We start from the raw sequence: 13235 nt of genomic DNA on the forward strand, positions 1-13235 counted from the left end.
AGAGCGTGTGATCGACTTGAGACATCGCAAGTAACCATGTTGCGACTTCATTCTGGCGTAAGCATCAGTACTTACGATATTAGAGATACATTCTATTTCAGGCATTGCAGACCATTCGGTCGACAGCAATCAACACAGGATCAGGGCGTTGGGTGAGAAAGCTGGCAGCAGCGATACGATATCAGCCGAAACGCCGCCGCCTGCGAGCAACCTGCGCTTGTCGATCGGCGCGCTTGCCAGGAGCGGCGCCGTTGCCGGTGCCATCAAGCTCGCCAGTGCCGGCCTTTCGTTCCTGATGTTCGTCGCCGTCGCCATGACGACCGATGAGCGGCAGTTCGGTCTTTATAGCGCCGCCTATGCCGGAGCGAGCCTGGTCTCCTTCTTCGCCATCGTCGGCCAGCAAAGCGCAGTGCTCAGGTTCTGGCCGCAATATGCCGGCAATAACGATCTGAATTCGGCAAACGGCATGATGGCCCGTTCCATCCTTGTCGCACTGATGGGGCTCGCGAGCTTCAGCCTGCTCATTCTCGTCATCGGCTTTTTGCCATTCGCCGGCAGACAGACGCCCGAATGGCTGGCGATCTGCGTGGCGACCATGGTGTTGGCCTTCGCGCTCGGCTGGTCGGAATTCGTCGCCTGCGCCCTTCGCGCCAAGAATGCGCTCATCTTCGCCCTGCTGCCACGCGATGTCATTTGGCGGGCAGTAGCAATCCCCGTCTTCGTGCTTGCCCATTTCATGCAGATGAGGATGAGCGCGGTTACCGCAACCTACCTGACAGCCGGGTTGCTGCTCCTCATGATCGCGCCGCAAACATTCGTGCTTTTTCGCGATACGATGCGCGCGCAGCGCGGCCCGCTTACGACAGAACAGAAGGATGAATTCAAGACGGTGACGTTCGGGCTCTGGGGCGTCACGGCGCTGCCGCCTGCGCTCAGCCAGGCGAGCACCTTGCTTGTCGCGGCCATTCTAGGCCCAGAGGCCGCTGGCGCGATTTTCGTCGCGGATCGAACGATGCGGCTGGTCGTCCTCGCACTCAACGGCATCAACCAGGCGCTGGCGCCGCAGATCTCGGCCGCCTTCTACACTGGGGACAGGGCACATGTGCAGCGTATCACCAGTCTCGCAGCTCTGGGCGGCTTCATCATCGCCTTATGCGTAATGGTATCCTTCCTGGTCTTCGGCAACCTGATCCTGTCGATCTTCAATCACGCCTATGCCACGCCGACGATGCAGGTGACGCTGATTATCTTCGGCATCGGCGCGACCATCGGCACCGCCTGCGGGCCGACCGAAATCCTCATGCAGTTGACGGGCCTCCAGCACGCGCTTTTCAAGCTGCTTGTTATCGTCAACACCTTCGGGCTCTGTGCAACGGCGGTGCTGACCTATTGGCTCGGCCCGATCGGCGCAGCGCTCGCCATCGCCGGTACGATCATCGTTTGGTGCGTGACCGCCGTGTTCATCGCGCGCCGCACCATCGGCATCAACCCGTCAATCCTCGGCTTTCTTGCCGGCGAAGACGCGCTTGCCGCTCGCTCCTTCCTGAAAGGCCGCTCATGAAAATCATCCAGGTCCAGACCCAGGCAGAAGCGGGTGGCGCACAGCGGATTTCCGATATGGTCGGCGAGGGACTGCGCGCGCGTGGCCATGATGTGCGGACAGTCTTCATGTATAGGAAAACCGAAGTCTACGACGGCGATCCGCACGCTGATTTCATCCTCACCACGCCACCGCGCGGCGTGCTCGGCCAGATGCGGGCCACCATCGGACTTGCCGGTTATCTGCGCAAGACTCGGCCGGATGTGGTCATCACCTTCCAGCACTACGGCAATATTTTCGGCACCATCGGCGCGCGGTTCGCCGGTGCAGACCTCATCATCGCAAACCAGAGCGGCGCCCCCCAGACCCGAGGCGTCAGGGGGATCCTGACGCAGATTGACAAGTTGATGGGCACGCTCGGCGCCTATCATGCCAACGTCGTCAATTCGCGCTGGACGGAGGCACAGTTCGACACCTTCCCGAAAGCCTATCGGCGGCGGACATTACGCATCGACCATGGCGTTTCCGCACCCTCGGCCGCCTTCGACAAGGGAGCGGCGCGCGCCGCCTTTGACCTTCCCCGAGAGGCATGGCTCGCCGTCTCTTCTGGCCGCATGGCGCCATCGAAAAACCAGATCGCGCTCGTCGGTGCCCTCGCCCATCTGCCCGACATTCATATCGCTATCGCCGGCACCGGCCCCGAGCAGGATGCGATCGTCGCTTTTGCTAAGGACAATGGCATCGCCGACAGGCTGCATCTCGTCGGCGAGGTGCCTCCCTCGCGTATCTTCGAATTCCTCGCAACGGGAGACGCCTATGCTTTTTCGTCCTTGACGGAAACCTTTGGCCTTGCCGCCGTCGAGGCAGCCATTTCCGGACTGCCGGTGGTCACCAGCAAGCTCGATGTCCTGCGGGAAGTGCTGACCACGGATGATGGCGAAGCTGCAGCGCTCTTCGTCGAAGCCGATGCCAAGGGCATGGCTGATGGACTTGCTGAACTTATCGCCAGGCCCGAGCTTGCAGCTCGGCTTGCCGCTGCCGGACGGCAGCTGAAGGAACAATATTCGCCGGCGCGCATGTGCGCCGGCTACGAAGCGCTGCTTCCTTCCCGCTCACTTCCGCACGGCTGCAATCCCGTCGATAACCTCCAGTCGGCCTGAGCGATTGAGCGTATGGATTTTCGGATAGGGCCAATCACCATGCGCCGCGATGGGTCGGGGCGAGGACAGTCGAACCGTCTTTTCATCCAGCTCCAGCAATTGCGAGATACCGAGCCCGCCGCCGTAGCCGAGCGTTCCGTCTTGGACCGGCAGATAGATGCCATCCCACTCGCGGACAAAGGCGCCGCCCGGGCGCGCCATGCGACGATCGATGAGAACCGGGTTCAACATATGCGGTGTCCAGGGGCCGGCAAGCCGGTGTGCATGGAAGACCGCGAGCGTATCGGAGGTGCTGCCATAACCATCGCGGTCAGTCGCAAACAGCCAGAGTCGGCCACCATGCTCGAGGAGTGTCGCATCGGAAATCTCGCCTTCGATGAGTACGGCTTCGGGGGCCCAGCGATCCGGAAATTGGATGGAGCGATAGAGGACGAGCTTTCCGCCCGAACTTGCTTCAGGCAGCATCCAGATTGCGCCGTCGCGTTCGAAGACTTGCGGATAAGAGAGATGATAAGGCTCTTCCAGCACGCATCGCGGCTCTCCGGGCTTCCCGGCAGCATCGAACGGCACGACCGAGATGACTGCCTTGCCGGTCGCGTGCGGATAATCCTCCACGAACAGGAAGAAACGATCCTGCCATTGAAAGGGAAAGGGATCGGCATAGAAACGGTCTCCCGCATCCGGCAGCACCGACCAGCCTTCGCCGAGTCCACAGGTGCTTGCCACACCCGGCCCGTCGGTAAAGCGATAGCCGACGCGCCAATGCGCATGACGAAAACGTGCGCGCCGTATCACCTCCCGACCCAGGCGTGGCAGGGCGCGGGCCGTATATGAAGATGCAAACTCCAGCATTCCAGCAGCGGGATTTTCAGGCGCTGTGGACACGGGTTCGTTCATAGCGAGGCGGTTTTCGGCAAGGGCACGAACGGTGGAAACGGCAAGCGTGATAGCACGCGCCAAGACATCTTCGACGCCAAGCGAGGCGGATTCCCGCTTGTCGATCATCGGCCGCGCTCGGCCTATCACCCTCTTTCCATCCAGGACGGTTTCGATGACGGGCAAGGCGCCGGCGGCGACGGATATCGGGACCGAGAGGTCCGACCGCGATCCGTCGAACTGCAACGTGATGGTCGGAATATCCGATGGCGCAGCATTGCCGGCAAGATCCAGCCGAAATGCAGCAGGGCGAATGCGAATACTCGTGGGAATTTCCGATAGAGGAGCGGCAAGCGCCGGATCGCGCCGGCGGAAGATCGTTCGCTCGAGAGCCAAAGCGGCATTGACCGCTGCCGGCCACACTTCCGGCCCGGCTGCGTGCGAGACGGCAATGTCGTGGCCGTCTGCCTGCAGGCGCCGGATCACGATCTCCTGCCAGCGGCGAGGCGCGGACTTCGGCACGATGATATCGATCGATGGCATGACGCTCCCATCCGCCGCAGCATCGGCGAAGCTTCTGAGGCCTGGGAACTACATTTATTCGGGAAAGCTTACTTTCCCGTTATTCTAAGGTTGTATTGGAGAATTGCACGTCAGTACCGGTCAAGAAAAATTTCCGTAAGTAAATTCGGACGACCGCAGCACCCATGGTGGAACGTCGCGATCTTTCAGAGTCGTTTCCCGCGCTTTAGGCCTTTGATTTTGTGCATGTCGTTGTCGCAAAACCGCTGCACACTTTTGCGCGACATGCTTCAGTTTCACTTCCGCTCCGGCGCCAGCACGAAATCGTGCTCGACCTGCCAGAACGCGCCCCGGAAACCCAGGTCTTTGGCGCGGGTGGGATCTTCGGTGAGCTTGAACTCGGCAAGCAGGCTCTCCTTGACACCGAACACCGCATCGGAATGGATGTGCGGCCGCTGATCACCATGTCCTCGCCCTTCTGGTCGAGGCAGATATTGGCGCCCATCGGCAATTCCGGGGCATCTGCGGCATGGAAGGGGCCAAGGACAGTGCTTTCCGATGCACCCGACGGCTTGCGGTTGTTGATCGCGTCGACCAGCATCGAGACGCCGAGCACATCCGATAGCAGGATGAATTCCTGCCGCCAGTCGGTGCAGGTATGGCCGGTGCGGGTGGGGAAGAAGATTGCCTCCATCCACTCGTCCTGTGTCGGCTCCAGCTCCTTCACCGCCGATGCCGGTCAACACCGTGAAGATACCGTGGCCTGTCAGATCTGGGGATCTGTGACGACGGCGGCCAACATGCCGAAGACAAAGCTGCCTTGGAATTGTCTTTGGATGGCAAGGACCTTTTCAGGCCCACTCTTCCGTCAATTCTCCATCCGCGATCACCACCGATTTTTCGGAGGTAGGCACCAGAGCCGACAAGGCATTGGTAAACGCGTCATCGAGAATGAGCAGCTTGCGGGCGTGCGCGTGCGCATACTCCTCATAAAAGCCGCGCGAGATCCACAGCCGAGAGCGACCACGCCGGCCACTCCAGCCGACGCCTCCGATCGATTCCGCCGCGGCAAGCTTGCGGCTGGTATGGGCTCGCGACAAACCGAATGATTGAGCCAGATAGGAAATCGAGCTCACATCCGTCAGGAGCTTGTCTTGTCCCGCCAGCATCTCAGGCTCTATTCCGGCGATCAGCCGGTCCATCAGCAGCCCGCCGGCATCCGCCCAGGTGAAGATCGTATAGAGCGGACCGGGGCTGCGTATTGCGGGACTCGTCAGAAGTGCGTGCGCCGCAATCGGCTGCACCAATGCCAGCAGGCTTTCCGGCTCGGCGTGGAATCTGGCCGTCCTGCCGCCGCCGCCGATGAGGTCGAGAGCTTGAAAATGTACGCTATACCAGTGGGCCAGCATCTCCAGTATGAACGGCGCCGGCGCTACCTGCTCCGATGGCAGACCATTGGCAGCGACGATCGGGCGAACGACATCATATTGCAAGGCTTCGTCAAAGAAAGCATAGGCCGTATTGCGGCTGGCGATCGCATATTGCAGAGCGAGATTTCCTAGACCCCGCCGGGTTAGTCCTGCTCCGGACTCGCGAATTGTTCGAAAGTAATTTCCCAGTGCTGCATGGCAGAGGAGCCAGCGTTGCTGTGTTGCGAAAAGTGCTGCAGTTCGCGGCGAAGCCTCGTGAACCGCAACGAAACTACGGGCCAACAGTAAGACTGCTTGGGAAAATACCACCGGCTCGAACAGACCGTCCGCCTCACCTGCCGGCCGCTGCACCAGAAAATCAAGCACCTTTCCCATGGAAAGCTCTCTCAAGATTGCCGACTGGCTGGCGTCCAGGCCATTGCTATGCCGTTCCGGGACAATCATGCTTGTGAGGAATGCGCAATCGGAAGAAGCGCGGGTTGCAACAAAGAATATCCCCACAGTTCTTGCCGATATTGAGCACTTCCTCTCACATCATGAATAACCGCCGTAATTTTTCATTATCTATTCAAATAATAGTCGGAGCAGGCGGCGAGGTCCTGATAAGGCCATGCCAAGGTTCTGATATTTTCTGATATTTTTCTGATATTGATGATTTTGTTGCAAAAACTGGCACTTAGCCAATTCCGTTTGAACTTGCCGCGCGACGAAGCAAGCGGCGTCATCCCTTTCTCGATAGCGGCGTCGGCACGTTGACTGTCGAGCAAAGCTCTCTTTATATTGCGTCATATTTTAAATGGTACAATTGAGGATCATTGGGAGCAGGTGTTTTATTTTGCTGGATTCGGTCTCGATCCAGATCGTGCCGAGCTTCACAGGCCTGACGGTTCCGCGATCCGGCTGCGCCCAAAGACCTTTGAACTGCTGAAACTCCTCGTCGCGAATAACGGGCGCGTTGTCGGTAAACAGGAACTGATGGAAGCTGTCTGGCCCGGGATCTATGTAGGGGAAAACAGCCTGTTTCAATGCATTCGTGAAATCCGCACGGCGCTCGGTGATACTGAGCGGCATATGATCAAGCTTGTATCTGGTCGTGGTTATCTATTCACCGCTCAGGTAACCACAAGGCAGGAGAGTTCGGCACCGCAGCCTGCGGAACCGGATATGCCGGTCTCCGATACAAGTGTCATGGCGAATGGTGCTGAGACACCCGGTCGACGCGGGTCGCGCAAGGTTTTGGCGCTCGGCGCGTTGGCAATGCTTTGCATGATCGCCGTCGTCATTGGCCTCGCTTTGTTTTCCTCTCGCCTTGGCAAGGTCTTGGGAGCGGGGCCATCGGTCATCGAAGTTCTGCCTGTTATCGATACTGTTGGCGATGCGCAGAGCGCCGTTTTGGCGCAGGGCATCGCTGCGGAGATGATCAACGGCCTCGCCGCCATCGACAATATCCGTCTGATAGCGCCGAAGGAACAGAGCCCGGCGGCAGCCGCCAAACCCACATCCGGAGTTGGCGGCGAAACCGATTTTCTCTTGCAGAGTGAGCTGCAAAGAAGCCCGGAATCCTGGATCCTTCAAACACGGCTCATCAAGGTGAGCAGCCGCGAGATCGAATCGGTCGCCGAAGTGACGCTGGATGCCACCGAAGCCGACGGGCAGCGCCTTGCCTCACGGCTCGCTGCGGGAGCCGGCTACGATGTTGCCAACCGTCTCAACAAACTCGAAGAAGCAGGTAGCCCTGCAGCCCAAGCCGGCGCCGCCAATGTCGCGATCCAACAGGCAACCGCGTCAATCAATCAGACGACGAAGGAACGCTTCGCGACGGCACGATCGATTCTTGAAAAATATCTGCGCGATCAGCCTGATAATGCCGATCTGCAGATCGCGCTTGCCACGCTGCATCTGCGCGGCATTCAGCTCGACTGGTATGATCCGGCCGAGAGCAGGTCAGCAGAGAACGAGGCAAGATTCCTGATCGAGCACGCGCTACGAACAAGACCGAACTCTCTGCCGGTGCTCGACACCTATTGCCGTTTCCTGACCGCAACCAACCAGTTTTCCGAAAGCCTTGTGACTTGCGCAAGAGCGCTGAGCCTCAACCCGTGGGATGGCGCGGCGCTCTTCCAGCTGGGCCTGACGCAGATCCAGCTCGGGCGTTTCGAAGATGCGCTTGCGACATTCGAGCTGGCGGACCGCTTCGACACGCCGGCAGTGTCTCGCTGGACCTGGCTGCTGGGCGCGGGATGGGCGGATATCCTTCTCAATCGCAATGAAGATGCCATTGGATGGCTGCAACGCTCCATCGCGATCACCTCCGGGACGGGCCGGGCGCATATGCTTTTGGCGACCGCTTATCAACGATTGGGCCGAACGGACGAAGCCAGACTAGCTCTGGCGAAGGGGTTGGAACTAAGGCCAGGCTCGACAGCCGCGAATATCGCCCTGCCCGCTCGCAATACCAGCCCGATCTACCTCGCAGCGCGCCGGGACATCAGCCAAACGCTGATCGATCTCGGCCTGCCGGCTGACGACGAAGCGCAAAAACCAGACGACCCGAATTGACGAGAATGTATGGCGAATGCGTGCCGCAGATTGCCGAGATGCTCAATATCTACCCTAGATAAATCCCCGTAGACACAGCATCATCAAAGTATCAGAAAGTCTTTTCCACCTGAACATCAGCATAAAAATGCTGCCTATGGCTACAACTTGAGTCTCCTTCTAAACCACGTCTTTATATATTTTGCCCATTCTCCGACCAAAGTTCAGGCTTTTTTCTGGTAGGAATAATGAGCACTCGCTTTTTGCGGCGATTTGACCGCCTGACAAAGGATCGTGCTGGCAATTTCGCGACATTGACGGCGTTGATCGCAGTCCCGCTGGCTGCAGCTGCAGGCTTGGCAGTGGATTACGCATCTGCGGTACATCAGCGAACGAATTTGCAGGAAATCGCCGATGGTGCCGCTCTGGCCGGCGGCAAGATCTTCGATGGTACCAACCTTGCCGCGGCGCAGGCAGAAGCCACACGCTTCATCACCGCCTACGCGGACACGACACCTGCCAACCTTAGCTATACTATCACGGCAAACGGACGCATCCTTTCGGTGAATTTGACCGGAGCGGTGCCGACAAATCTGATGCGCATCGTCAATATCAACAGCGTCGACATCGGCGTGAACTCCCAAGCCACGGCGCCGGCAAAGCCTGACATCGTGACCATCACCCCGACACAGGCGCAAGGATGGTACTACAAAGTCATCACGATCCGTGTCGTCAGACCCAATGCAACGGCCGAAACCGTGGTCGGCACCGTAACCTATCAGCCGACAACCCATAACAACGGTGGCCAGGGCACCATGACGGCCGTCCCGTCCGGCCCGATTACGCTGGGCCAATATACCAAGCTCGTACTGCAGATGGACGTCAAAGATGATGGCTGTCCACCTGGCCAGGCCGCGACCATCTCGAACAACAACGCCGTGAACTGCAACAGCAAGAACTCGGCCGGCACAAAATACGATCTGACCCTGCGGACAGATGATCCGAATACGTCGAATTATCTCTTCGTCGACGGCAGCCAACTTCCCAAAGGCGTCACCTTGCCGATCGAGAATTATTTCGGCTGCCAGGCCGCACAAAAGCACGCCTGGGAAGATGGCGGCGGTTGGGATCGACAGGACTTTTTCTATACGATCTCGTCGCAATGTTCCTCGGCCGACGGCGATGCCGTGCGCCTCACGAACTGATGCGACGGCAAGCTGACGACCGGCCGCATCGATGACCCTAAGCCGGCGCCATGGGCGCCGAGCTTGTCGCAAAACCGCATGGCTTAACGGCGCGCGCCGAAGGGACGAAGCGCCATATGGCGATTGACGTCCTTATAGAGCAGATAGCGGAACGGACCTGGACCGCCGGCATAGCACGCCTGCGGGCAAAAGGCGCGCAACCACATGAAGTCGCCGGCCTCGACTTCGACCCAATCCTGGTTCAAGCGATAGACGGCCTTGCCTTCCAGCACATAGAGGCCGTGCTCCATGACATGGGTCTCCGCGAAGGGAATGACAGCACCGGGTTGGAGAGTGACGATCGTCACGTGCATGTCATGCCGCAGGTCGGACGGATCGACGAAGCGGGTCGTTGCCCAGCGCCCCTCCGTGCCCGGCATGGCGGACGGCGTAATATCCTTCTCGTTCAAGATGAGCGGTTCAGGATGAGCCAGCCCCTCGACTGTCTCATATGCCTTGCGCACCCAGTGGAAACGGGCATGAGCGCCGGAGCGGTTGTGCAGCGACCATTTCAGGCCCGGTGGCAGGAAGGCATAGCCGCCCGGCTGGAGAACATGCTTGCCGGAGGGCAAGGTGAGTTCGATCTCGCCGTCGACAACGAACAACACGCCTTCGGCCTCGGCATCCTGCTCCGGCCGGTCGCTGCCGCCGCCCGGCGCCACTTCCATGACATACTGCGAAAAGGTCTCGGCAAAACCCGAAAGCGGCCTTGCGATCACCCAGCAGCGCGTATCGTTCCAGAAGGGCAAATAGCTGGTGACGATATCCTGCATCACTCCCTTGGGGATGACCGCATAGGCCTCCGTGAATACGGCCCGCCCCGTCAGCAGATCGCTCTGCGGCGGATGGCCGCCAAGAGAGGAATAGTATTTTCTTTCCATTGTCCAAGCCCTTCATTCTCATCGTTTCGGGAGACCGAGGCATGTGCCTCCCCGTGGTATTGCATAGTGCCGGAAGTCGGAACGTCTCGTTACGTCGCCCCCGCCACCTCCAATAATTTCACGATCCCATCATACCCGCGACTACGAGCATGATGCAGCGGCGTCACGCCGTCATTGTCGGCCAGATTGACGTTTGCGCCTGCATCTATCAACAGCCTGACGATCTCAACATGACGCGAACCGCCATTGCCGAGAATGATAGCCTCGATCAGGGCAGTCCACCCCAGCCGGTTGACGTGATCGACGTTGACACCCGCCTTGATCAACGTGTCGACGGCTTCGACGTGACCGCGTTCGGAGGCGGGAATAAGCGCCGTGCCGCCATAGCGGTTGATGCTCTCGAGATCCGCCCCATGCGCGAGCGTCAGCTTGAGAATATCCAGATGGCCGCGAGCGCCGGCATAGAGATAGGGACTGTCTTGAATATCGTCCTTGGCATTGACGTCGGCACCCGCCTCGATCAATGCTCGCGCGGCGTCCACCCTGTTGGCGTGCGTCGCGACCAACAGCGGCGTTGCGCCCTTTGCATCCCGAGCCTCGATGGCGGCACCGCTATCGAGCAATTGTTGGATGGCCGCGACGTCACCGGTTGCGGCAGCCTTATGCAGTCGAAGATCCATCGTGTCGCCGAAGGCAAGAAAAGAAGTGCAGGCAGCCGTCAGGAAGAACAAAGCCGACAATAAAAGTTTCAACATGCCTTATCCCGGTGGTGCCTCTCCCCGAAACCTAGCAGGGAACCCGGCGTCGGAAAATCAAATATCCGAGCCCTGACCGCTGAGAAAATAAAAACAGTTTCAGGATTTTGCGCTGCAATAGCCGGCATCCGCGATTTAGGATCGACATTTAGCGCTGTTGTCGCCAGCCCATGTCCGCCACCACGACCGACGGCGGTATGGAGCCGATCTGCAGCCGCACGCAAAAACCATGGCCGGTGTCTAGAAACGAAACCCGTCCACCATGCAGTTCGGCGGCCTTCTTGACCAGATTCAACCCCAGCCCCGCGCCGGATGAACTGGCATTGATGCGGCGAAACGGCTCGAAGACGCGACCGCGCTCCGCCAGCGGTATGCCGGGACCTTCGTCGCAGACATCGATGGTGCCGCCGGCGCCGACGCGAACGACGATCGAGCCCTTCCCTCCGGCATGGTCGATCGCATTCCGGATCAGATTGACCACAGCCATTTCTATCGTCGAGGTCTGGATCACGAAGACCGCTTCCTCGGGGCTCGGCTCGAAGTCGAAATCATAGCCGGCGTCCATCGCAATCGGCGCAAGATCGGCGGCGATGGTTTCGACCAGCACATTCAGATCCTTCTTCTCTGCACGCAATTCGACCACGCCGATCGCCTGCATCTCCAGGAGTTGATGGGCGACGCGGGACAGCCGGTCGATATCGTCCCGAAGCTGGTGACTGATTTCGGCATCGGGCAGAAGGTCCGCCCGTGTCCGTGCAATCGCGATCGGCGTCCGCAGCTCATGGGCGGCATCGGCAAGAAAGCGATTGTGCCTGTTATACCCTTCATCCAGCTTCGAGAGGGCATGGTTGAACGCGTCGACCAGAGGGATGATCTCGGTCGGCACCTTCGAGCGCTCGAGGCGGGCCGAACGGCTGTCGAAATCGATCGCCTGCGCCTGCGTTGCCGTCTCCACCAGCCCGCTCAACGACCGGCCGACGGCACGTGGCGTGACGAGCAGCGTCGCGACGCCCGTCAATGCCAGTATGGGAACGACGCCGATCAAGGTGACGAATGCAAGCGCCGGCAATACTTTGAGCCATTCGATTTCACCATGGGGTCCCCTGGCCATCTCGACACGCATGTTGATCCACACATTCAAGCCATCATTGTCAAAGCCGCGTTCGGTAGCCGCCATGATCTGCAGCTGGCCGATGGACGTCTCCCGGTTTTCGACCGTGGCATGCACGCCGTTGGCGGCTTCGACCCTGATTCGCTCGATCGTCCACGGAAAGCTCTCGTTGAGAGCGGCGGCCGGCATCTCTCCATATTGGAAGAGTACTCCCTTATGGTCGCGGATCATGAACCAGAGGTCCGGATAGCGCTGCTTCAGCTCTATCACCTCCTGCGTCTCGGCCACCTGCAACTGCCCGTCATCATCCCTTGTAATCTGCTGAGCGACAACGCGAACGGCCTCTTCATTGGCATCTTCCAGCTCCGGATTGATGATCCAGAGCCAGGCAACGAGAAGGACGAAGAAAAGAACAAGAAGAAAGGCCTGCAGGACGATCAGGCGTTTTATCAGTCCCCAGCGTAGCGATCGGCTGCGTTCCGGGTTCATGCCTTCGCCCGGATCAGATAGCCGATGTTCCGCACCGCTCTTATCTCGACCGTGGCTTCGGCCAGAAGCAGCTTCTTTCGAATGCGCGAGATATGCGCATCCAGAGCGTTCGATCCGATTTCGTCCTCAAGGGCGTAAACCGCTTCGATCAGGTTCGGTCTCGTCACGATGCGATTCGGACGGCGCATCAGCGTCTCCAGCACCAGATATTCGCGTCGCGGGAACTCGACGAGCGCGCTGCCGACGACGATCTCATTGGTGCGCGGATCGACGCTCAGATTGCCGAAAGTCAGATATCTGTCGGAAACCGTCGGCCCTCGTCTCTGGAGAGCTCTCAAGCGCGCCAGCAATTCCTCGATCGCGAAAGGCTTTGCAAGATAGTCGTCGGCACCGCTGTCGAGCCCGTCGACGCGGTGATCGACGCTGCCAAGCGCCGTCAGCACGAGGATCGGGACGGGATGCTTGCGCTGACGCAGCGCCGCCACGAGATCCAGTCCTTCGCCGTCAGGCAGGCGACGATCCAGCACGAGGACGTCATAGGTTCCAACGCGGGCCATGGCATCGGCATCCGCAATCGTTCGGACATGGTCGGCGAGCACATCGCGACGCCGCAACGCTTCAAGCAGCGCGCGGGCCATTTCGGGCTCATCCTCAAGCAGCAGAATTCGCAATGACTTTTCCCCAAAGGA

General features: G+C 59.4%; 11 protein-coding genes and 2 pseudogenes. 5 read left to right on the forward strand and 8 right to left on the reverse strand.

Annotation, left to right across the window (positions count from 1 at the left end; all coding sequences use genetic code 11):
• Positions 1 to 148: 148 nt before the first annotated feature.
• Both FBZ99_RS21625 and FBZ99_RS21630 read left to right on the forward strand, forming a co-directional pair.
• Entirely contained in the window at positions 149 to 1561 is a 1413-nt protein-coding gene (locus FBZ99_RS21625) for a lipopolysaccharide biosynthesis protein (RefSeq protein ID WP_145634743.1), read from the forward strand.
• Positions 1558 to 2700: a glycosyltransferase family 4 protein gene (locus FBZ99_RS21630; protein ID WP_113350827.1), complete on the forward strand. Its 1143-nt coding sequence runs from the start codon at positions 1558 to 1560 to the stop codon at positions 2698 to 2700. Before FBZ99_RS21625 ends, FBZ99_RS21630 begins: the two co-directional genes overlap by 4 nt.
• Here the strand turns inward: FBZ99_RS21630 and FBZ99_RS21635 are convergent.
• The 4 genes and pseudogenes from FBZ99_RS21635 to FBZ99_RS21645 all read right to left on the reverse strand — a co-directional run bounded on the left by FBZ99_RS21635 (position 2653) and on the right by FBZ99_RS21645 (position 5903).
• Complete coding sequence (locus FBZ99_RS21635) at positions 2653 to 4119, reverse strand: glucosamine inositolphosphorylceramide transferase family protein (protein ID WP_113350826.1); 1467 nt, start codon at positions 4117 to 4119, stop codon at positions 2653 to 2655. The genes FBZ99_RS21630 and FBZ99_RS21635 overlap by 48 nt on opposite strands.
• A 275-nt stretch (positions 4120 to 4394) precedes the next feature.
• Positions 4395 to 4529 (reverse strand): hypothetical protein, encoded by a 135-nt coding sequence (locus FBZ99_RS33905; protein WP_442966498.1) that lies wholly within the window; start codon positions 4527 to 4529, stop codon positions 4395 to 4397.
• A gap of 17 nt (positions 4530 to 4546) precedes the next feature.
• A pseudogene (locus FBZ99_RS33910) lies at positions 4547 to 4828 on the reverse strand (dioxygenase); the annotation flags it as partial.
• 121 nt (positions 4829 to 4949) lie between these two features.
• A complete protein-coding gene (locus FBZ99_RS21645; protein ID WP_186450328.1) occupies positions 4950 to 5903 on the reverse strand; it encodes a hypothetical protein in 954 nt (317 codons plus the stop codon).
• A 450-nt stretch (positions 5904 to 6353) separates the two neighbouring features.
• Here FBZ99_RS21645 and FBZ99_RS33915 point away from each other — a divergent pair.
• The 3 genes and pseudogenes from FBZ99_RS33915 to FBZ99_RS21655 form a co-directional block, all read left to right on the forward strand.
• Positions 6354 to 6575: pseudogene (locus FBZ99_RS33915) on the forward strand (winged helix-turn-helix domain-containing protein); the annotation flags it as partial.
• Positions 6576 to 6692: 117 nt separating this feature from the next.
• Positions 6693 to 8087 (forward strand): tetratricopeptide repeat protein, encoded by a 1395-nt coding sequence (locus FBZ99_RS21650; RefSeq protein WP_442966502.1) that lies wholly within the window; start codon positions 6693 to 6695, stop codon positions 8085 to 8087.
• Positions 8088 to 8314: 227 nt separating this feature from the next.
• Complete coding sequence (locus tag FBZ99_RS21655; protein WP_113350824.1) at positions 8315 to 9271, forward strand: pilus assembly protein TadG-related protein; 957 nt, start codon at positions 8315 to 8317, stop codon at positions 9269 to 9271.
• Between the two features lie 83 nt (positions 9272 to 9354).
• On the opposite strand, the gene FBZ99_RS21660 is transcribed toward FBZ99_RS21655, so the two are convergent.
• The 4 genes from FBZ99_RS21660 to FBZ99_RS21675 all read right to left on the reverse strand — a co-directional run bounded on the left by FBZ99_RS21660 (position 9355) and on the right by FBZ99_RS21675 (position 13217).
• Positions 9355 to 10191, reverse strand: coding sequence for a bifunctional allantoicase/(S)-ureidoglycine aminohydrolase (locus FBZ99_RS21660; RefSeq protein ID WP_113350823.1), 837 nt, complete (start codon positions 10189 to 10191; stop codon positions 9355 to 9357).
• Positions 10192 to 10280: 89 nt separating this feature from the next.
• On the reverse strand, positions 10281 to 10871 hold the full coding sequence (locus FBZ99_RS21665; protein ID WP_210248388.1) for an ankyrin repeat domain-containing protein: 591 nt from the start codon (positions 10869 to 10871) through the stop codon (positions 10281 to 10283).
• 223 nt (positions 10872 to 11094) lie between these two features.
• Positions 11095 to 12546: a sensor histidine kinase gene (locus FBZ99_RS21670; protein WP_113350821.1), complete on the reverse strand. Its 1452-nt coding sequence runs from the start codon at positions 12544 to 12546 to the stop codon at positions 11095 to 11097.
• Positions 12543 to 13217 (reverse strand): response regulator transcription factor, encoded by a 675-nt coding sequence (locus FBZ99_RS21675; RefSeq protein ID WP_113329383.1) that lies wholly within the window; start codon positions 13215 to 13217, stop codon positions 12543 to 12545. The genes FBZ99_RS21670 and FBZ99_RS21675 overlap by 4 nt, the downstream gene beginning before the upstream one ends.
• Positions 13218 to 13235: the final 18 nt, after the last annotated feature.

This window comes from Rhizobium sp. ERR 1071 (assembly GCF_007828675.1).
Classification (GTDB): Bacteria; Pseudomonadota; Alphaproteobacteria; order Rhizobiales; family Rhizobiaceae; genus Rhizobium; species Rhizobium dioscoreae.

Coding starts and splice junctions, on each gene's coding strand:
- FBZ99_RS21630 (WP_113350827.1), top strand. CDS start 1,558: ATGAAAATCATCCAGGTCCAGACCCAGGCAGAAGCGGGTGGCGCACAG.
- FBZ99_RS21635 (WP_113350826.1), bottom strand. CDS start 4,119: ATGCCATCGATCGATATCATCGTGCCGAAGTCCGCGCCTCGCCGCTGG.
- FBZ99_RS21645 (WP_186450328.1), bottom strand. CDS start 5,903: ATGGGAAAGGTGCTTGATTTTCTGGTGCAGCGGCCGGCAGGTGAGGCG.
- FBZ99_RS21650 (WP_442966502.1), top strand. CDS start 6,693: ATGCCGGTCTCCGATACAAGTGTCATGGCGAATGGTGCTGAGACACCC.
- FBZ99_RS21655 (WP_113350824.1), top strand. CDS start 8,315: ATGAGCACTCGCTTTTTGCGGCGATTTGACCGCCTGACAAAGGATCGT.
- FBZ99_RS21660 (WP_113350823.1), bottom strand. CDS start 10,191: ATGGAAAGAAAATACTATTCCTCTCTTGGCGGCCATCCGCCGCAGAGC.
- FBZ99_RS21665 (WP_210248388.1), bottom strand. CDS start 10,871: ATGGATCTTCGACTGCATAAGGCTGCCGCAACCGGTGACGTCGCGGCC.
- FBZ99_RS21670 (WP_113350821.1), bottom strand. CDS start 12,546: ATGAACCCGGAACGCAGCCGATCGCTACGCTGGGGACTGATAAAACGC.